This is a genomic window from Acidovorax sp. LjRoot74 (assembly GCF_964254355.1).
Classification (GTDB): Bacteria; Pseudomonadota; Gammaproteobacteria; order Burkholderiales; family Burkholderiaceae_C; genus Acidovorax.
The window spans coordinates 5,158,204-5,175,504 of sequence record NZ_CAXUTI020000001.1; the positions used below are offsets into that span (position 1 = coordinate 5,158,204).

The 17,301-nt window shown below is 67.9% G+C and carries 17 protein-coding genes; 12 read left to right on the top strand and 5 right to left on the bottom strand.

Translation table 11 applies throughout. The annotated features are described in order from the left end of the window. The first annotated feature begins 143 nt into the window (after positions 1–143). Both ACSQ3O_RS24525 and ACSQ3O_RS24530 read left to right on the top strand, forming a co-directional pair. Entirely contained in the window at positions 144–842 is a 699-nt protein-coding gene (locus tag ACSQ3O_RS24525) for a response regulator transcription factor (RefSeq protein ID WP_436140765.1), read from the top strand. Then, positions 839–3,025, top strand: a complete 2,187-nt coding sequence (locus ACSQ3O_RS24530; protein ID WP_436140766.1) for a sensor histidine kinase — start codon at positions 839–841, stop codon at positions 3,023–3,025. The genes ACSQ3O_RS24525 and ACSQ3O_RS24530 overlap by 4 nt, the downstream gene beginning before the upstream one ends. Before the next feature lie 29 nt (positions 3,026–3,054). Here the strand turns inward: ACSQ3O_RS24530 and rpe are convergent, their stop codons facing one another. Next, positions 3,055–3,738: a ribulose-phosphate 3-epimerase gene (rpe, locus tag ACSQ3O_RS24535; protein WP_436140767.1), complete on the bottom strand. Its 684-nt coding sequence runs from the start codon at positions 3,736–3,738 to the stop codon at positions 3,055–3,057. An 88-nt stretch (positions 3,739–3,826) separates the two neighbouring features. On the opposite strand from rpe, the gene apaG reads away from it, so the two are divergent. From apaG to ACSQ3O_RS24555, 4 genes are all read left to right on the top strand, one after another. Further along, positions 3,827–4,234, top strand: coding sequence for a Co2+/Mg2+ efflux protein ApaG (apaG, locus tag ACSQ3O_RS24540; RefSeq protein ID WP_094290389.1), 408 nt, complete (start codon positions 3,827–3,829; stop codon positions 4,232–4,234). Then, entirely contained in the window at positions 4,231–6,231 is a 2,001-nt protein-coding gene (locus ACSQ3O_RS24545; RefSeq protein WP_436140768.1) for a site-specific recombinase, read from the top strand. Before apaG ends, ACSQ3O_RS24545 begins: the two co-directional genes overlap by 4 nt. 172 nt (positions 6,232–6,403) lie before the next feature. Beyond that, positions 6,404–7,663: a cation:proton antiporter gene (locus ACSQ3O_RS24550; RefSeq protein WP_436140769.1), complete on the top strand. Its 1,260-nt coding sequence runs from the start codon at positions 6,404–6,406 to the stop codon at positions 7,661–7,663. Then, complete coding sequence (locus ACSQ3O_RS24555; RefSeq protein ID WP_137747690.1) at positions 7,653–8,777, top strand: YbdK family carboxylate-amine ligase; 1,125 nt, start codon at positions 7,653–7,655, stop codon at positions 8,775–8,777. The genes ACSQ3O_RS24550 and ACSQ3O_RS24555 overlap by 11 nt, the downstream gene beginning before the upstream one ends. 41 nt (positions 8,778–8,818) lie before the next feature. Here ACSQ3O_RS24555 and ACSQ3O_RS24560 read toward each other — a convergent pair whose 3' ends face one another. After that, on the bottom strand, positions 8,819–9,217 hold the full coding sequence (locus ACSQ3O_RS24560) for a tautomerase family protein (protein WP_436140770.1): 399 nt from the start codon (positions 9,215–9,217) through the stop codon (positions 8,819–8,821). Positions 9,218–9,273: 56 nt separating this feature from the next. On the opposite strand from ACSQ3O_RS24560, the gene ACSQ3O_RS24565 reads away from it, so the two are divergent. The 5 genes from ACSQ3O_RS24565 (at position 9,274) to ACSQ3O_RS24585 (ending at position 12,521) form a co-directional block, all read left to right on the top strand. Beyond that, positions 9,274–9,462, top strand: coding sequence for a hypothetical protein (locus tag ACSQ3O_RS24565; RefSeq protein ID WP_436140771.1), 189 nt, complete (start codon positions 9,274–9,276; stop codon positions 9,460–9,462). 248 nt (positions 9,463–9,710) lie between these two features. Next, entirely contained in the window at positions 9,711–10,628 is a 918-nt protein-coding gene (locus ACSQ3O_RS24570) for a LysR family transcriptional regulator (RefSeq protein WP_137747505.1), read from the top strand. Positions 10,629–10,664: 36 nt separating this feature from the next. After that, positions 10,665–11,639 (top strand): thiamine-phosphate kinase, encoded by a 975-nt coding sequence (gene thiL / locus ACSQ3O_RS24575; protein ID WP_137747504.1) that lies wholly within the window; start codon positions 10,665–10,667, stop codon positions 11,637–11,639. 120 nt (positions 11,640–11,759) lie between these two features. Continuing rightward, positions 11,760–11,963 (top strand): YgaP family membrane protein, encoded by a 204-nt coding sequence (locus tag ACSQ3O_RS24580; protein ID WP_010466405.1) that lies wholly within the window; start codon positions 11,760–11,762, stop codon positions 11,961–11,963. A 6-nt stretch (positions 11,964–11,969) separates the two neighbouring features. Next, on the top strand, positions 11,970–12,521 hold the full coding sequence (locus tag ACSQ3O_RS24585; protein WP_137747503.1) for an RNA polymerase sigma factor: 552 nt from the start codon (positions 11,970–11,972) through the stop codon (positions 12,519–12,521). A 23-nt stretch (positions 12,522–12,544) separates the two neighbouring features. Here the strand turns inward: ACSQ3O_RS24585 and ACSQ3O_RS24590 are convergent, their stop codons facing one another. From ACSQ3O_RS24590 to ACSQ3O_RS24600, 3 genes are all read right to left on the bottom strand, one after another. Then, positions 12,545–13,861, bottom strand: coding sequence for a ferredoxin reductase family protein (locus ACSQ3O_RS24590; protein ID WP_436140772.1), 1,317 nt, complete (start codon positions 13,859–13,861; stop codon positions 12,545–12,547). 152 nt (positions 13,862–14,013) lie between these two features. Further along, positions 14,014–15,201 carry an Acg family FMN-binding oxidoreductase gene (locus ACSQ3O_RS24595; protein ID WP_436140773.1) on the bottom strand — a complete coding sequence of 396 codons (1,188 nt, stop codon included), beginning with the start codon at positions 15,199–15,201 and terminating at the stop codon, positions 14,014–14,016. Between the two features lie 32 nt (positions 15,202–15,233). Then, the gene (locus tag ACSQ3O_RS24600) at positions 15,234–16,274 is read right to left on the bottom strand and encodes an NAD-dependent epimerase/dehydratase family protein (protein ID WP_436140774.1); all 1,041 of its coding nucleotides are present in this window, start codon (positions 16,272–16,274) and stop codon (positions 15,234–15,236) included. A gap of 142 nt (positions 16,275–16,416) precedes the next feature. Between ACSQ3O_RS24600 and ACSQ3O_RS24605 the strand changes: the two genes are divergently transcribed. Next, entirely contained in the window at positions 16,417–17,301 is an 885-nt protein-coding gene (locus ACSQ3O_RS24605; protein ID WP_436140775.1) for a LysR family transcriptional regulator, read from the top strand.

Below are 17,301 nucleotides of genomic sequence, written 5' to 3' on the forward strand. Positions count from 1 at the left end.
AAGCAACAATGCAGCGCAGCCCCCAATGCGCTCACACCGCCCGCACGAACCTTCCGGCCCCGGAAGAAAAACTCACACCGCCCGGCGCGAGCCGCCGGGATAATCCGCCCATCCCACGAACCCCTCCACTGCCCGCCCTGCTCATGACCCGCATTGCCGTGATCGAAGACGACCTGCCCACCAGCAACCAGTTGGCCGGGTGGATACGCAGCGCCAAGAGCGGCATCGTCATCGACCAATGGTTCACCCGCGACGAGGCCGAGGCCGCGCTGGCCCGCGAGCACTACGACGCGGTGGTGCTGGACATCGAACTGGGCCGCGAGCGCCATGCGGGCGTGGCCCTCATCAACGCCATCAACAAGCTGCGCCAGGGCACGCCGGTGCTGGTGGTGTCGGCCATGCCAGCGGCCATTTACCGCAGCATCATGAAGGCGCTGGACGCGTGGGACTACCTGCAGAAAACCACGTTTGAAGAGGCCGATTTCATCGAGACCTTTCTCGACATCCTGCGTACCACGCAGGCGCAGGCCCCGGTCAGTGCAGCCCCTGCCCACGTGGGCGACGCCCTGGTGCTGGACCCACTGTGGCAACGCACCCCCACCTGGCGCGGCGAGCGCATCAACCTGCCCCTGACAGCCCAGCGCATCCTGGCCACGCTGCACCAGCGCAGTGGCGAAGTGGTGTCGTACGACGAACTGTTCGAGGTGGTGAAAAGCGGCCGCAACCGCGACAACGTGCGCAAGCACGTGAGCACCATCCGTGAGGCGCTGCGTGAAGTCGATCCTGGATTTGAAGGCATAGAAAACGTGCCCATGCGCGGCTTCCGCTGGGTCAGCAAATGAAGCGCCTGCTGCGCCCAGCACTCGACATCCCCCGCCTGGGCCTGCCAGCTTTCCGCCTGCGCATTCTGGTGCGCAGTGTCTTTGTGTTGCTGGCCTTGGCCACGGTGGCGCTGAGCGTGGTGGTGCTCAAGGACGAAAAGGAGCGCGCCTGGCAGGCCTACCAGCACGGCTTTGTGCGCAGCCAGGCCGAGGTCATGGCACGGCTGCGCCATCCCTCGGGCCAGTTGGCGCTGCTCAATGCCAGCCACCTGGGCCAGGGCGTGACGCCGCTGGCACCGCTGCTGCTGCCCTACGCAGCCATCGACTTTGACGACCCGCAAAAATCGCAGCAGGCGGTGGAGATGGCGGGCTGCTCGGTGCAGTATCCCGACGGTGCCTCGGTGTGCGCGGCGATTGGCAACAACCCCTACGCGGGCGGCTTCATTTACCTGGTGGGCAGCTTTTATGCGGGCGAGCTGACGGCCCGCGAGCGAGGCGCGCTGGTGCCTGCCGAGGCGCACCGTGCGCGCATCAGCCTGGACATGCGCGGCGCCACCTACCGCTGGATTGCGCCGTACGAGGCCATGCCCCCGCAGGGCAGCGCGGCGGTGCGCGGGCGGCTCACGGGGTTTGTGGACAACGGCGCGCCGCAGCTCGATGCCCGTGCGCGGCCCGTGCGCGACTTTCGCGGCTGGCTGTGGCAAAACGGCCAGTGCCGCGACCTGCCACCGCAGCCGACCAGCAAAGTCCCCGCCAGCACTACTGCAGGCGAGACGGCAGCGACGGACTGCCTGCGCCGCACCCACTACTCGATCCGCCTGCCCGTCGAGCTGTTCCGCGAGGCGCTGTTCCGCAAAGACGAGCGCCTAGTCTGGCCGCCTGAAGACTTAGGGCAAATGCGTGTGCGCGTGGAAATGCTGGCGCCGGGCGAAGACTCCAGGCCGCTGTTTGACAGCAACGCGCCCGGTGCGCAATTGGCCGCATCTCTGGGCGACCTCTCGCGCAGCCTGCTGCCGGGCGAGCGTGTGCAGATCCGCAAAATGGGCAGCGATGAGGCCAGCGCCATCACCCTTAAGGGCGTCGAAGTGCAGGCCGAGCCCTCAGCCCCCTGGCTGCTGCGCCTGATCCGCTGGCTGCCGCTGGAGGCCGCAGGCGTGGGCCCTGCGGCGGTAACGCCCGACGCCCCCACGGCCCTGGACATTCTGGACACGCCTACCGGCAACTATGTGGTCAATTTCACCGGCCATCTGCGCGGTGTGGAGCAGGGCCTGGCGGCCGTGGCCACGCGCCTGTCGTGGTACCTGGGCGCCATGCTGGCCGCGATTGCACTGGCGTGGCTGGTGGTGGAAGTGGGCCTGATCCGCCGCGTGACGGCGCTCACCCGCCGCGCCGCTGCGGTGTCATACAACGTGCAGCCCGGCCACACCGGGCCCCGGCTGGGCGACCTGGATGTGTCGGACCTGCGCGGCTCGGACGAGCTGGGCATCCTGGCCGGGGGCCTGGCTGACCTGCTGCAGCGTGTGAAGGACGACCTGCAACGCGAACAACTGCGCGCCCAGCAAGAGCGCGACATGTGGCACGCCGTGGGGCACGAGATCATGTCTCCCTTGCAGTCGCTGATGGCGCTGAACGGCCCCCAAGACCCCGGCCACCGCTACGTGCAGCGCATGCAGCAGGCCATCCATGTGCTCTATGGCACGGCATCGCCCGCCGAGGCGCTGCAGGCCGCCGATGTGCCCGAAGGGCGGCTGGACCTGGATGCCTTCTTGCGCAACGTGGCCGACAACGCGCACTTTGCGGGCATCATGAATGTGGTGTATGCACCAAGCACTGACCAGCCAGGCCCGGTGATCGTGCGCGCCGACGAGTTTGCACTCGAAGACGTGGTGACCCACATCCTGCGCAACGCCGACCGCTACCGCCCCACGGGCAGCCCGATCACGCTGACGCTCACCGCATCAGAATCCACCGCCAGCGCCACGCTGCACAACCAGGGCTCGACCATTGCCGAAGACCTGCTGGATCGGATTTTTGAACTGGGCGTATCAGACCCCACCAGCCCCACACCTCTGGGTGAGGGCGAACACAGGGGCCAGGGCCTGTTTGTGGCCAAGACCTACATGGCAAAGATGGGGGGCACCATCAATGCCCGCAACACCGAGGGGGGGGTAGCGTTTGTGCTGACGTTTCAAAGGCTGGGGTAGCCCCACCGGCGGCGGGCCACCCCGGCCCCTCAAGCAGCCAATTGAACGCGCATGGCGTCGATCACACCCTTGTAGTCGGGCTTGCCAAAAATTGCGCTGCCAGCCACAAAGGTGTCCGCACCCGCATCGGCCACGCGGCGGATGTTGTCGGCCTTGATGCCTCCATCCACTTCCAGGCGGATGTCCTTGCCCGAGGCGTCGATGCGCTTGCGCACGGCTTCGATCTTGCGCAGGGCCGAGTCAATGAAGCTCTGGCCGCCAAAGCCAGGGTTCACGCTCATGATGAGGATGAGGTCGATGTCGTCGATCACCCATTCCAGCACATCCAGCGGTTCGGCCGGGTTGAACACCAGGCCGGGCTTGACGCCCTTGGAGCGGATGGCCTGGATGCTGCGGTGCACATGGCCAGAGGCGTCGGGGTGGAAGCTGATGTAGTCCGCACCCGCATCGGCAAATGCGGCGGCCAGGGCGTCCACAGGCTGGATCATCAGGTGCACGTCGATCGGCACGGCCACGCCCGCAGGGGTTTTGGCATGAGGCTTCAAAGCCTGGCAGACCATGGGGCCAAAGGTGAGGTTGGGCACGTAATGGTTGTCCATCACGTCAAAGTGGATCCAGTCGGCGCCAGCGGCAATGACGTTGCGCACTTCTTCACCCAGGCGGGCAAAGTCGGCAGAAAGGATGGAGGGGGCGATTTGGAATGTGCGGCTCATTCCCCAATTGTCGCAAAGCGCAGAAAGCGTGGGGCTTTGGGGGCTGCAAGTCCCCAGAAAATGGGCCTGCAGCGTTACCATTCGCCCCATGCCAAAGCACCAGTTTGACGTGGAAGTGCTGCCCGAATACCTGCCCGAGCAGTCTGCGCCGGACTCCGGGGTGTTCAGCTTCGCCTACACCATCACCATCACCAACTCCGGGGAAGAGCCTGCGCAGCTGATCTCCCGGCACTGGATCATCAGCGACGCCCGGGGCCACACCGAAGAGGTCAAGGGCCTGGGGGTGGTGGGACAGCAGCCACTGCTCAAGCCCGGCGAGTCGTTCCAGTACACCAGCGGCTGCCGGCTGCGCACCGCCAGCGGCACCATGCATGGCACCTTCCACTGCGTGGCCGAAGATGGCGCGCCCTTCAACACCCCTGTGCCCCTGTTTGTGCTCGAAGCACTGGGCCATGGACCTTCGGGCAACCCTCTGAGCGGACGGGTGCTCCATTGAGCACGCCCAAAGACTTGGCCAGCCTGCTCGCAGCGCTGGACCCTGCAGCCGAGCTGGCCCACCGCCACCTGTGGCTCATCAATCTGCTGGACTGGGTGCGCGGAAAGCGCGACTCCGTGCCCGCATCCCTGGAGCGGGTGCAGCTTTTCCTGGACACGGTGGCTGCCCGCCCCGACACCCAGCAGCGGCTGCAGGCCTGGTGGGCCACGCTGGTGGACCAGGTGGACATCACCACCCTGCTGGCCGATTTTGGGTTTGCACCCCGCACCGCTCTGGCCAGCGAGGTGGCCGAGCGGCTGCGCACCAAGCTGCTGCCGGGCAGCCCCGAGACCATCGATGCGTCCGAGCTCTTCATGCTGGCGTTGCCCAGCGCCTTTGACGCGCAATGGCTGGCTGCACTCGACGAAACCCAGCTCAACCGCCTGGTCGGCCTGCTGGCACCCGCCGACACCGAAGGCCCCACGAGCGGCGCCACGCTCTGGCACCGGGCCTTGCTGGATGCCATCACCTACTGCGCAGGCCAGATCCTCTCGACCGGTTTCGCCCCTGAGCTGCGGCTGCGCATGACCGAAGCCGCGCGCGAAGGCCAGCCTTTTCACGCCCTGATCCGTGACGTGGAAAGCCTGCGCGTGGAAGTGCTGCACGCTCTGCGCACACCAGACCGCCTCAACGAGTGCGCCCAGCGCCTGCGCGAGCGGCTGGAGGCCTGCCGCGCCGCAGCAGCCACCGTGTATGCACACTTTGAACAGAACGGCATCTCGGTGGGGCTGGTGTTCCGCCTGCGCCAGCTGCGCGAGCGCATCCTGCGTGTGCGCGAGTTGCTGGACTGCCTGCTGTCGCCCAAACCAGCGGTCACCGCCGCGCGCCTCATGGCGCACCTGGTGATGGTGGGACAGGAGCGGCGCAGCCTGCGCGCGCTGTTTGCCGCCAACTCCTCCCTGCTGGCGGCCAAGGTGGCCGAGCGCAGCGCAGAAACCGGCGAACACTACATCACCCGCACCGGCGCCGAGTACAGCTCCATGCTCAGAAAGGCGGCAGGCGGTGGTGCCCTGATGGCCTTCACCACCATGGCCAAGTTCGGCCTCTATGCCCTGGCGCTTTCGGCGTTCTGGGGCGGGTTCATGGCGGGCGTCAACTACGCCGTGAGTTTTGTGCTGATCCAGCTGCTGCACTTCACGGTGGCCACCAAACAGCCCGCCATGACAGCACCTGCCATGGCGGCAAAGCTCAAGGAGCTGGGCACGGGCGATGCCATCGAGTCCTTTGTGGACGAGATCACGCACCTGGTGCGCTCTCAGGTGGCGGCCGTGCTGGGCAATGTGCTGGTGGTGTTCCCGGCCGTGCTGGCATTGGCCACGGCAATTGCGCTGGCTACCGGAGGCCCGGCCATCAGCGAGAAGCAGGCCGAGCATGTGTTCGAGTCCCTGCACCTGCTCGGCCCGTCGCTGTTCTTTGCAGCCTTCACCGGGGTGTTGCTGTTTGCGTCCAGCATCATTGCGGGCTGGACGGAGAACTGGTTCGTGCTGCACCGCCTGGACTCGGCCATGCACTACAACCCGCGCATCACGCGGCTGCTGGGGGCCGAGCGCGCCACACGCTGGGCCCGCTTCCTGCGCGAGAACCTCTCGGGTTTTGCGGCCAACATCTCGCTCGGTTTCATGCTGGGACTGGTGCCCGTTTTTGCTGCATTCTTCGGGTTGGGGCTGGACGTGCGCCACGTCACGCTGTCCACGGGCCAGGTGGCTGCCGCCAGCGCCACGCTGGGCCTGCAAGTGCTGCAGATGCCCGCCTTCTGGTGGGCCGTGGCTTCGCTGCCGTTCCTGGGAGCGTTGAACGTGTCAGTGAGCTTTTACCTGGCCTTCCGCCTGGCACTGCGCGCCCAGAACGTGAGCGGCGTGGACCGCTCGCGCATCTACGCAGCCATCCGTGCACGCCTGCGCACAGCGCCACTGAGCTTCTTCAAACCCGAGCGCAGCACACCTGCGGTCGCTGCATAGCGGCAGTCCGGCCGCAGCAACCACCGCCCCTGTCCTACACGGGCGATGTGTTTCCGCCTGTAAATTCGGGGGCCTATCCCAAGCACACCCCCTCCCATTGGCGGAGGGCTTGTGTGCCTGTCCTTCACACCACCGGGCACCCGTTGCCCGTCTGACGCAGAGGTCCCATGACATGAATGAAATCCTGAGCTTTTGGGCGCAGTGGCTGCGCCCCTCGGCCGGGCTGCCTACGGTGCAATGGTCGCTGCTGCTGGCCGTAGCTGCCATGACGGGCTATCTCACCCAGCGCCACACCGGCCTGCCCAAGGTGGTGGGCTACTCGCTGGTGGGCACGGCAGCGGGCCTCGCGGGCTTCAGCGGCGCCGTGTGGCCGCTGCAGGGCATCGGCCTGTTCCTGCTGGAGCTGGGCGTGGCCATCGTGCTGTTTGAATGTGGCGGGCGCATTCCGCTGCGCTGGTTCCGCCACAACCCCATGGTGCTGGTGCAGAGCATTGCCGAGTCGGTGCTGACCTACTTTGCCGTGTACTGGGTGCTGGTGTGGCTGCAGCTGCCCACGCAAGTGGCCGGGCCGCTGGCGCTGGTGGCGCTGGCCGCATCGCCCGCTGTGCTCACCCGCGTGGTGGCAGACACCCGTGCGGCAGGGCCTGTGACCGAGCGCGCGATTGTGCTCACCACGCTCTCCACGCTGTATGCCCTGACGCTGGGCAGCGCCAAGGCCGAACTCATCAACCGCCAGAGCCTCACGGTGCTCGAAACCGTCTCGCCCGTGGTGGTGGTGCTGGGCGTGTCGATTGTGGTGGCAGCCGTGCTGGCCCTGGTGCTGCGCATGGCCCTGCGCTTCATGAGCCCCACGAGCGAAAACACCTCCATGCTGTTCCTCGCCCTGGTGGCGGCGGGCACGGCCGTGGCCGCGCACATGGGCGGCTCGGCACCGCTGGCGGCATTGCTGGGGGGCATGCTGCTCAAGCAGCTCAACCCCCGGCCCTGGGCCTGGCCGCGCCAGCTAGGCAATGCCTCGTCGCTGCTCACCATGCTGATGTTTGTGCTGGTCTCCACCGTGGCCGCACAGGCCGACTGGAGCGCCCCCGTCGCCGGTGTGGTGCTGGCCCTGATTGCCGTGCGCCTGCTGGCCAAGGCCCTGGGCGTGGCCCTGGGCAACGTGGGCAGCGGCGCGAGCTGGAAGCAGGCGCTGTGGGTGGGCTGCGCAATGACTCCCATGTCGTCCATCGCCCTGCTCATCGCCTCGCAGTTCGTGCTGGCGTCGCCCTCCACCGGCCATGTGATCGCCGGGGTGGCGCTGCCTGCGATTTTGTTGATGGAGGTGTTTGGCGCGGTCATCGCCACCGTGGCCATCTACCGTGCGGGCGAAAGCTCCAAACCCTGGGCGCCGCTGACCCGTGCCAACCATGGAGACAACCACCGTGAGTCTTGAAGCCTTCAACCATTCTGAACCGCTGACGCTGGGCGTGGAGCTGGAGCTGCAGCTCGTCAACACCAACGACTACGACCTGGCGCCCTACGCCGAGGACATGCTGCGCCTCATGAAGAAGACCCCGCTGCCTGGCAGCGTGGTGCCCGAGATGACGAACAGCATGATCGAGATCTCCACCGGCATCTGCCACTCGGCCAGCGAGGTGCTGGGTCAGCTCACGCCTATCCGCGATGCGCTGGTCAAGAGCGCCGACAAGCTCAACATTGCCGTGGTGGGCGGCGGCACGCACCCCTTCCAGCAATGGCACGAGCGCCGCATCTACGACAAGCCACGTTTTCGCGAGCTGTCGGAGCTGTATGGCTACCTTTCCAAGCAGTTCACCATCTTCGGCCAGCATGTGCACATCGGCTGCCCCGATGCCAATGCCGCGCTGCTGATGCTGCACCGCATGAGCCGCTACATCCCGCATTTCATTGCACTGTCGGCCTCCAGCCCCTATGTGCAGGGGCAGGACACGGCGTTTGATTCGGCGCGGCTGAACTCGGTGTTTGCGTTCCCGCTGTCAGGCCGTGCGCCCATGGCGCTGACCTGGGACGACTTCACGCACTACTTCGACAAGATGACCCGCACGGGCGTGGTCAAAAGCATGAAGGACTTCTACTGGGACATCCGCCCCAAGCCCGAGTTCGGCACCATCGAGATCCGCGTGTTCGACACGCCGCTGACCATCGAGCGCGCTGCGGCCCTCGCAGGCTACGTGCAGTCGCTGGGCGCCTGGTTCCTGGCTGACCAGCCCTTCATGCCCGAAGAGGACGACTACCTCGTCTACACCTACAACCGCTTCCAGGCCTGCCGTTTTGGCATGGACGCGGTCTATGTGGACCCGGCCACGGGCGACCACATGCCGCTGCGCGAACACATCCTGCGCACCATGGACAAGATCGCAGGCCACGCGGCCGTGCAGGGCGCATCCAGCGCCATGCACATGCTGCGCACCGAGGTCGAGGCGGGGCAGAACGACGCCCGCTGGCTGCGCCAGCGCCAGAGCGAAGAGCAGCTGCTGGCCGAGGTGAGCCGCCAGGCGGCGCAGCGCTTTCGCGGCGCAGCGGTCTGATCCACGCCCCGGCGCTGGTCGCCTCACGCGCACTCGCCATCTCACGCAGCCAGCGCCAACCTGCGCGCTTGCTGCGTACGCCCGCCATAGCCCCAGTCGCTGGCGGGCAGCTCCCGCACCACCACATAGCTGGCCGCAGCCAGCGCGCCATCACCCGCCAGCTGGCGCTGCAGCTCGGCAAACGCGGCGGCGATGAAAGCGGCCTTCTCCTCTTCGGTGTTCGTGCCCTGGGTGATGCTGATCTCCAGCAAGGCCGTGGGCTGCGCCACGGGCGCACCATCGATATGCCAGCGCGCAGCGGGCAGGTCGTCGATGACCACGGCCGTCACCTCACGGCGCTTGCCGAGCAGCTGGACCGTGAGGTCGGTCAGCGCACTGGCCAGCGCCTGGTAGCGCTCGGGGTTTTGCAGCGGGGTCAGTTTCAGGACAAGGGTGGGCATGGTGTCGCAGTCTCCGGGATGGATGGGTTGGCGGGTGCGGACCGGGTCCGCAGCGCATGAAGAACCCGTCGGGTCAAGCGCACAAGCCCCCGCGCTACCCAGGCATGGACATCGCGGATCGCCTCCTGGCGCAATTGCAAGGCGTGGCGCTTGGCGGCATCGCGCAGGCGCTGGTAGTCATCGGGATGCAGGTGGGAGTGCAGGTGGGGGTTCATGGCATTCCTTTCGGGGTGAAGCCACTGTAGGCAGCGCAGGGCGCGGCGGAAACGGCCCGCGGGGCAATACCGTTTTGCGCGGACTGCAAGGGATGTCCTGCATCACCCTCGCGCGTTGGTGGTAGTGCGGATCGGGAGGGGCCGCAAGGCGTCTTTTTGCAGCCAATAGCGGGACTATTGGCAAAAAAAGCAACGCAGCGGACCGCCCGAGGCCGCGCTATCACCGACCGCAGGGAGTGATGCAGGACATCCCAAGACCCCGCCGTTACCATTGCCCGATGCGCGACATCCGCTTTGAAGACATGCACCTGTTTGCCCGCGTGGCCGACCTGGGCTCGCTGTCGGCCGTGGCGCGCGAGCGCGATGCACCGGTGAGCCAGGTCTCGCGCACGCTGGCACGCATCGAGCAATCCTGCGGCGCGCGACTGGTCCACCGCAGCACGCACGGCCTCACGCTCACGGCCGAGGGGCAGACCTTTCTGGACTACTGTCGCCGCATCACCGGCACGCTCGACGAGCTGGAAGGCGAGTTCGCCCAACAAAGCGGCCAGCCCAGCGGCTGGGTGCGCGTAGCCTCCAGCTCGGTGGTGGCCGAGCACCTGCTCATCCCCAGCTTCGAGAGCCTGCAGCAGCAACACCCGCAGCTGCGCGTGGAGCTGGTGGTGGACGACCGCATGGCCGACATGGCGCGTGACGGCATCGACATCGCCATCCGCACCGGCCCGCCGCTGACCGACACCGTGGTGGCGCGCCCGCTGGGCATGCTGGCCCGTGCGCTGTACGCCACCCCGGGCTATCTGCAAGCCCGGGGTGTGCCGCAGCAGCCGGGCGACCTGCGCCAGCACCGGCTTATCACCAACAGCGCGGTGGCTTTTCTGAACCACTGGCCCTTTCTGGTCGATGGCGCGCCCCAGGTGCTGGTGGCCGAAGGCCATTGGCGCTCGGGCAGCACGGCCATCACCGCGCGCCTGGCGCTGCAGGGCCTGGGCATCGCGCGCCTGGCCACGGTGGTGGCCGATCCCCTCGTGCGCCAGGGCCTGCTGGCGCCCGTGCTGGCCGAGTGCGTGGACCTGCAGCCCACGCCCATCCACGCCATCACCCTCACGCGCAGGCACCGGCTGCCCAAGATCCAGGCCTGCATCGACCACTGGGTGCAGTGGTTTTCTCCGCAAGTCAACGGTGCTGGATACCCATGACCCTTTTTGACCTTTTCTGGATTGCCGAGCATTGCCATGGGTGAGTTCGACCTGATTGCCCGCTACTTCACCCGTCCCGTGCGCAAGGCGGCCCTGGGTGTGGGCGACGACTGCGCGCTGATCGCGCCCGCGCCCGGCATGCAACTGGCCGTCTCCAGCGACATGCTGGTAGAAGGCCGCCACTTTTTTGCCGACGTGGACCCCGAAGCCCTGGGCCACAAGGCGCTGGCCGTGAACCTGTCGGACCTGGCGGCCTGCGGCGCCAAGCCGCTCGCTTTCACCCTGGCCCTGTCGCTGCCCCGGGTGGATGAAGCGTGGCTCGCAGGCTTCTCGCGCGGGCTGCTGGCGCTGGCCGATGCCCATGGCTGCGAACTGGTGGGCGGCGATACCACGCAGGGCCCGCTCAATATCTGCATCACCGTGTTTGGCGAGGTGCCCACCGGCCAGACCCTGCTGCGCAGCGGCGCACGGCCCGGTGACGACATCTATGTAAGCGGCACGCTGGGCGACGCCCGGCTGGCGCTGGAGGCGCTGCTCGGCCATATCGCCCTACCCGCCGAGGTGCTGGCCCGCGCGCGAGAGCGGCTGGAGCGCCCTACGCCGCGTGTGGCCCTGGGCCTGCAGTTGCGCGGCGTGGCCAGCAGCGCCATGGACCTCTCCGACGGCCTGCTGGGCGACCTGTCGCACATCCTGAAGGCCTCGGGCGTGGGCGCGCGCATCGATACCCACATTACTTCCAATTTGATAGTTGAAAAGGCATGTCCATCGCGCGGAAACGGCCATTTTGACCTTGAATTTTTCCGCCAATGCACCCTGGCGGGCGGTGATGACTACGAACTGGCCTTCACCGCCCCGCCCGCACGGCGCGATGCCGTAGCCGCCGCCTCGCAAGCCAGCGGCACGCCCGTCACGCGCATCGGCACGGTGCTGGCCGAGCCCGGCCTGCAGCTGGTGGACGCACAGGGACAGGCGGTGGAAAACCACTATGCCTCGTTCGACCATTTCCGGTGAGGGATGGTGGCCAGCAAAAATTTTTTGCAAACCATGAATCCTTTTGCGCAACCGGCTGCTCTTGGTGGGGAAGGCGCCCTGTGCTGGCGCCTTCGTCACCCCACCAAGGAGCTAATCACCATGCTGTACCGCAAGAACATCACCCGCCCCGAAAGCCTGCTGCGCGTTGTGGGGGGCGTGGCCCTCATCGCCGCCGGATTGTGGTGGCTGGCCGCATCGCCGCTGGGCCTGGCGCTGGCCGCCTCGGGCGTGGGCAGCATCCTGAGCGGCGCGTTCGGCTACTGCCCCGCCTGTGCCATGGTGGGCCGCAAGCCTGTCGAGTGACCTCCCATGGCCACCACCCACCCAGCCCCCACCGTGGCCCAGCTGCTGCCCGCCGCACGCAGCGGTGACGCAGCGGCCATGGAGCAGCTGCTGCGCCTCACCCGCCCCGACATCCGCCGCTATGCGCTGCGCCACTGCGCGGCCACCACCGCGACGGACGACGTGGTGCAGGAGGCCCTCATCATCGTCTACCGCCGCGTGGGCGCACTGCGCGAGGTGGCGGCATTCGGCGGCTGGGTGGTGCGCATCGTGCAGCGGCTGTGCATGCGCCCCATGCTGGCCTGGCTCAAGGGCGAGCCGCTGGCGCAGGTGGAGGACAACCTCGCCTGGTCGCACCGCCCCGACCACGAGCTGCGCCACGACCTGGCCCTGGCCATCGACTCGCTGCCGCACATCTACCGCGAGGCGCTGCTGCTGCGTGACTTCGAGGAGCTGACCATCGAAGAGATGAGCGAACGACTGGGCGTGACGCGCGAGGCCGCCAAGAGCCGCCTGCACCGTGCGCGGGCGCTGGTGCGGGAGTACCTGGTGCCCACGGACCGCGCGGGCGCCACATAGCGCTGCGGCGCAGAGAACCTACCTCAGCGCATCTGAAACAGCTCCTGATGGAAGCGCGCAGATGGGCGCCCCAGGTGCTCCATGCCCTGGCGCACGGCTTCGGCAAACCCCTGCGGCCCGCAGAACCACACACTCGCCGCCGGGCTGGTGCCCGCCAGCAATGCAGCCGGTGTCACGGGTCCTGCGTCGTCGCTGTAGTGAATCTCCAGCGTCACGCTGGGCAGGTGGGCGCACAGCGCAGCCATGCGCTCGGCAAACACCGCCTCACCCACATGGCGCACGCAGTAGTGCAGGTGCACCCGGGGCGCCAGCGCGGGCGTGGATTGCAGCGACTCCAACCAGGCCATGAACGGCGTGGCGCCAATGCCCGCAGCCACCCACACCTGCTCGGGCGCGCTGTCGCTGCGAAGGTCAAAACAGCCATACGGCCCCTCGATGTCCACCCGCTGGCCCGGCTGCACTTGCAAAGGCAATTGCCCCGTGTGATCGCCCAGCGCCTTGATCGCAAAACGCAGCGTGCCGTCGCCCTGGTCGGCGTTGAGCAGGGTGAAAGGGTGCGCGCCTTCGGCCTTGCCAAACGTGACAAACGCAAACTGCCCTGCCGTGTGCCGCCAGGCGCTGGCGGGGCGGACCAGGCAAGTCACCTCCAGCACGCGGGCCCCTTGCGGCGACACGCTCACCACGCGGGCCACATGGCGGCGGCTGCGCCCGATGGCCCCGGCCAGCGAGCGCACGGCGCACAACACCCCCACCAGCGTGCACAGGCCCACCAGCACACCCGCAGGCTGCGCCCACCAGGCGGGCGGCGTCAGCACCACGGCATGAAACGCCAGCACCAGGTACACCACCGCGAGCAGCTTGTGCAGGTAGCGCCACACGTGGTACGGAAACCGCTGCCACAGCGTGATGACCAGCATGGCCGCGAGGAACCACACCGCCCATTCCCCCATCTCCTCGGCCAGGTGGCGAAAGGTGTTGAGCCACCAGTCCGCACGCGGCGCGCGCACCGGGCGCCCCACCCAGGCGGCCAGCAGGCTGCGCGACAGTTGCAGCCCATAGTGCAGCAGCGCCAGCACGATGGCCCCGATGCCCGCCCACTTGTGCAGGCGGTAGCTCTTGTCCAGGCCGCCAAGCGGCTTCTCCAGCCACGCGGGGCGCACGGCCAGCACCATGATCAACGACATCAGCGCCCAGGCCGCCACCCCGGTGAGCAGGATCAGCTGGTTGCGCCACCACCACACATCGCCCCACGCCGGCGGCGCTGGCTGCGGCCCCCACAGTGCCATCAGCCAAGCCGCACCTGCCAGCGCCAGGGCGCCGCCCAAAACCTTCTTCCACATCGCCAGTCCACCATTTGTTGCAATGCAGCAACTGTAGAAATCTGCGATGAACGCCACCTGAACGGCGTGTGAAGCAGCGGCAAAGCGCCGCCCCCTGTCGCCGAAGGTTGATCTGCATCAGCCCTCAGCGCAGAGGACAGCCGGACTCGAACTCACGTCCGTACAAATTTCGCAAGCGCCCTGCGCGGCGTGGCAGGCGCCGGGTCGGGTGCATAGCCCATGCGGCAGAACATCTGCACCGTGGCATCGCGCGGCGTGCGCGGCGCGGGCTGGCCCAGCACCAGCTGGTGCACCCGTTCGTAGTGCGGCGCCATCTCGGCAAACTCCTGCAGGGCCTGGCTCATGGGGTGCATGCCTACGCCCAGCGCGGTGGCCTGCAGCTGCAGGCGCACATACGCCCGCCCGGCCTGGACCTGGTCGCTGCGCGTGTTGGGGCCGGTGATCCACACAAACCCCATAGCCGTGCGGCTGTGGCCCTCAAAACGCCCCATGGCGCTTTTGTAGGCGGCGCTGCCTTCGGCCGGGGGCTGGGTGCGGTCGAACATGCCCAGCGCGGCCACGGCGCGCACAAAGGGCGAGTTGATCGAGATGCCGTCGCGGTGCTGCAGGATCTCCGCCGGGCCCACGCGGGTGAGGTGGATGCTTTCCATCATGGTGCGCGGCGTGAGCAGCTCGACCTGGGCAGACTCCCAGCACAGCATGCGCAATGCGGGCAATTGCTCGGCCGACACGGTGCCGCCCACGCGCAGCGCGGTCTGCCCCGAGGCCGAGGCGCTGACCAGCAGGCGGGCCAGCAACTCAGGCGCCACGGGGCGGGTGGTGTCGAAATCGGTCTTGGGCGTGCGACGCTGCAGCACCTGGGCAAACAGCGGGTCGGGCTGACCGCCGGGCTGGAGCGTGATGCGCGCCACAGGGCGCTCGTCCCAGTCTTTCAGCGCCGTGGGCAACTCGCCCTGCGGCCACAGTTGCACCTGGCTGGCCACGCCCTGCTGGGCCAGTGCCATTACCAGCAGTTCCAGAAACGCGCCGTGGCCGATGAGGATCTGGCGGCCCAGAGGGTCGGTGTGGGGCAGCACGCGCTCGCGGTCGGTGCGCAGGGTGATCACGCCCTGCTCGCGCAGGTCCACCAGCCAGGGCTGCAGGTTGTGCGGGTTGGGCGCGGTGATGGCGTAGGCCACGGCGCGGCGGCGCAGGTCGGTCTCGCCCACCGGGCCGTTCCAGGCCTCCACCGCCTCGGCGGGATAGTGCGAGCCCAGTGCGCCACAGGCGGCCAGCGAGCCCGCCGTGGCAGCGGCAATGGTGCCGCCACCGGCCAAGCGAATGAAGTTGCGACGGTTCATGAGAGTGCTCCAGTGATTCAACGGTTGTGTTGTCAGGCCAGCGCGGCGCGGGGCGTACGAATGGCCACCAGCCCTAGGTCTGCCAGCGCCTGGCGCACGGCCTGGTCGAACGGGGTGTGGGGTTCGTCGCCGATCAGGGTGCGCAGGCGGGTGTTGTCCAGTCGGTGCGGCGTGATCCACAGGTAACGCATGGCCGCCAGCGATGCGAATGTGGGTGCCACCACGCCGGCCAAGCGCAGCACAAGCCAGGGCAACTGCCCCACCCGCAGCGCGCCGGTCGCGGGCAGCCAGCCCTGCTCTGCCGCAATGGCCGTGAAGCTGCGCAGCCATGGCTGCGCGGTGACTTGGTGGCCTGCGAAGTGCAGGCACTCGAAAGCGGCCAGACGGTGCCGCTCCTGCGCCACGCGCACCAGCGTGCGGGCCAGGTCGGGCAGATAAGCCCAGGGCGTGGCAACGTCCAGCGGGCCGGGCCAGGTGACGCGGCCCCGGGGCAGGTCCTTGGCGATGGCCTGGTCGATCCAGCTGCCGGTGCCGCTGCCAAAGAAGTCCCCAGCGCGCAGCACCACGGCGCGCATCTCGCCCCCTTGCGTGGCGGCTTGCAGGCGCTGCTCCAGCTGCACCCGCATGCGGCCCTTGAAACCGGTGGCGGCCTGGGGTGTGTCCTCGCGCAGCACGGGCGGCATGGCTTCGCCAAAGTTGTAGACGTTGCCCGGCAGCACCAGCGTGGCGCGCAGCTGGCGGGTGACGGCGATGGCCGCCTCCATCAATGCGGGGGCCTCTTCGCGCCAGGCCTTGTGGGTGTAGGCGGGGTTGAGCGCATGCACCACCACCTGCGCGCCCCGCGCCTGGGCGGCCAGCGCAGCAGTGTCATCGACCGCCACGGGCAGCCACCACACCCCGGCGATGGCGGGCAGGGTGGCGCGCTGCGCGCCGGGCCGCACTTGGGCCAGCACCTGCCAGCCTGCTTGTGCAAACGCGCGGGTGGCGGCCAGGCCCAGGCGGCCGCGGGCGCCCAGGATCAGCACGGTGGGCGGCTGTTCACCAGCGGTGGGAGAAAAGGGATGAGGGGTCATGCCGGGGCTCCATTCACAAGGGATGGAGCGATTGTGAAAACGCAGGCACCGTTACACAATTGGTCAATCATTCATACCAGCAATGCAAATATGAATATATCTAACCACCCCGCTGTGACCCTTTCGCAGGCACGCTATCGCCATGAACCAGACCTTTGACTGGAGCCTCGTGCAGTCCTTCCTGGCCGCGCTCGACCAGGGCAGCCTGCTGGGCGCCGCACGCGCACTCAACGCCAGCCAGCCCACCATCGGCCGCCACATTGCCGAGCTGGAATCGCAGCTGGGCGTGGTGCTGTTCGAGCGCACCGGGCGTGGCCTGCTGCCCACCGCCACGGCGCTGCGGCTGGCCGAATCGGCCCGCGCCATGGAGATGGGCGCCCACCAGCTGGCCCGCAGCGTGTCGGGCGCCGAGGAGGGGGTGAGCGGCACCGTGCGCATCACCGCCAGCCAGCCCGTGGCCTGCGTGCTGCTGCCGCCCGTGCTGGCGCGCATGCGCCAGGCGCTGCCCGAGGTGCAGGTGGAGCTGGTAGCCAGCAACCAGGTCACCAACCTGCTGCGGCGCGAGGCCGACATTGCGCTGCGCATGGTGCGCCCCGACCAGGCCAGCCTGGTGGCCAAGCGCATCGGCGCCGTCACGCTGGGCGCCTATGCCCACCGCGACTACCTGCGCCGCAAGGGCACGCCCCGCCAACCGCCCGACCTGCTGCAGCACGAGCTGGTGGGCAACGACCGGCACGAAGACATCCAGCAAGGTTTTGCCGCCATGGGCTACCCCGTGGAACGCCAGCACTTTGCGTTTCGCACCGACGACCTCATGGCCTACTGGGAGGCCGTACGCGCCGGGCTGGGCATTGGCTTTGTGGGCAACTACATGGCCCGCACCGACCCGAACGTGGTGGCGGTGCTGCCCCAGTTGCCGCTGCCTGATCTGCCCATCTGGCTGACAGTGCACCGCGAGATACGCACCAGCCGCAAGATCAGGGCGGTGTATGACTTTTTGGCGGCGGAGGTGCCTGGGGTGCTGTAG

Excerpts from the sequence above, each read along its gene's own strand:
- ACSQ3O_RS24590 (WP_436140772.1), bottom strand. The coding sequence starts at position 13,861 with ATGTGGAAGAAGGTTTTGGGCGGCGCCCTGGCGCTGGCAGGTGCGGCT.
- ACSQ3O_RS24550 (WP_436140769.1), top strand. The coding sequence starts at position 6,404 with ATGAATGAAATCCTGAGCTTTTGGGCGCAGTGGCTGCGCCCCTCGGCC.
- ACSQ3O_RS24530 (WP_436140766.1), top strand. The coding sequence starts at position 839 with ATGAAGCGCCTGCTGCGCCCAGCACTCGACATCCCCCGCCTGGGCCTG.
- rpe (WP_436140767.1), bottom strand. The coding sequence starts at position 3,738 with ATGAGCCGCACATTCCAAATCGCCCCCTCCATCCTTTCTGCCGACTTT.
- ACSQ3O_RS24580 (WP_010466405.1), top strand. The coding sequence starts at position 11,760 with ATGCTGTACCGCAAGAACATCACCCGCCCCGAAAGCCTGCTGCGCGTT.
- ACSQ3O_RS24605 (WP_436140775.1), top strand. The coding sequence starts at position 16,417 with ATGAACCAGACCTTTGACTGGAGCCTCGTGCAGTCCTTCCTGGCCGCG.
- apaG (WP_094290389.1), top strand. The coding sequence starts at position 3,827 with ATGCCAAAGCACCAGTTTGACGTGGAAGTGCTGCCCGAATACCTGCCC.
- ACSQ3O_RS24570 (WP_137747505.1), top strand. The coding sequence starts at position 9,711 with ATGCGCGACATCCGCTTTGAAGACATGCACCTGTTTGCCCGCGTGGCC.
- ACSQ3O_RS24600 (WP_436140774.1), bottom strand. The coding sequence starts at position 16,274 with ATGACCCCTCATCCCTTTTCTCCCACCGCTGGTGAACAGCCGCCCACC.
- ACSQ3O_RS24525 (WP_436140765.1), top strand. The coding sequence starts at position 144 with ATGACCCGCATTGCCGTGATCGAAGACGACCTGCCCACCAGCAACCAG.
- thiL (WP_137747504.1), top strand. The coding sequence starts at position 10,665 with ATGGGTGAGTTCGACCTGATTGCCCGCTACTTCACCCGTCCCGTGCGC.
- ACSQ3O_RS24560 (WP_436140770.1), bottom strand. The coding sequence starts at position 9,217 with ATGCCCACCCTTGTCCTGAAACTGACCCCGCTGCAAAACCCCGAGCGC.
- ACSQ3O_RS24595 (WP_436140773.1), bottom strand. The coding sequence starts at position 15,201 with ATGAACCGTCGCAACTTCATTCGCTTGGCCGGTGGCGGCACCATTGCC.
- ACSQ3O_RS24585 (WP_137747503.1), top strand. The coding sequence starts at position 11,970 with ATGGCCACCACCCACCCAGCCCCCACCGTGGCCCAGCTGCTGCCCGCC.
- ACSQ3O_RS24565 (WP_436140771.1), top strand. The coding sequence starts at position 9,274 with ATGAAGAACCCGTCGGGTCAAGCGCACAAGCCCCCGCGCTACCCAGGC.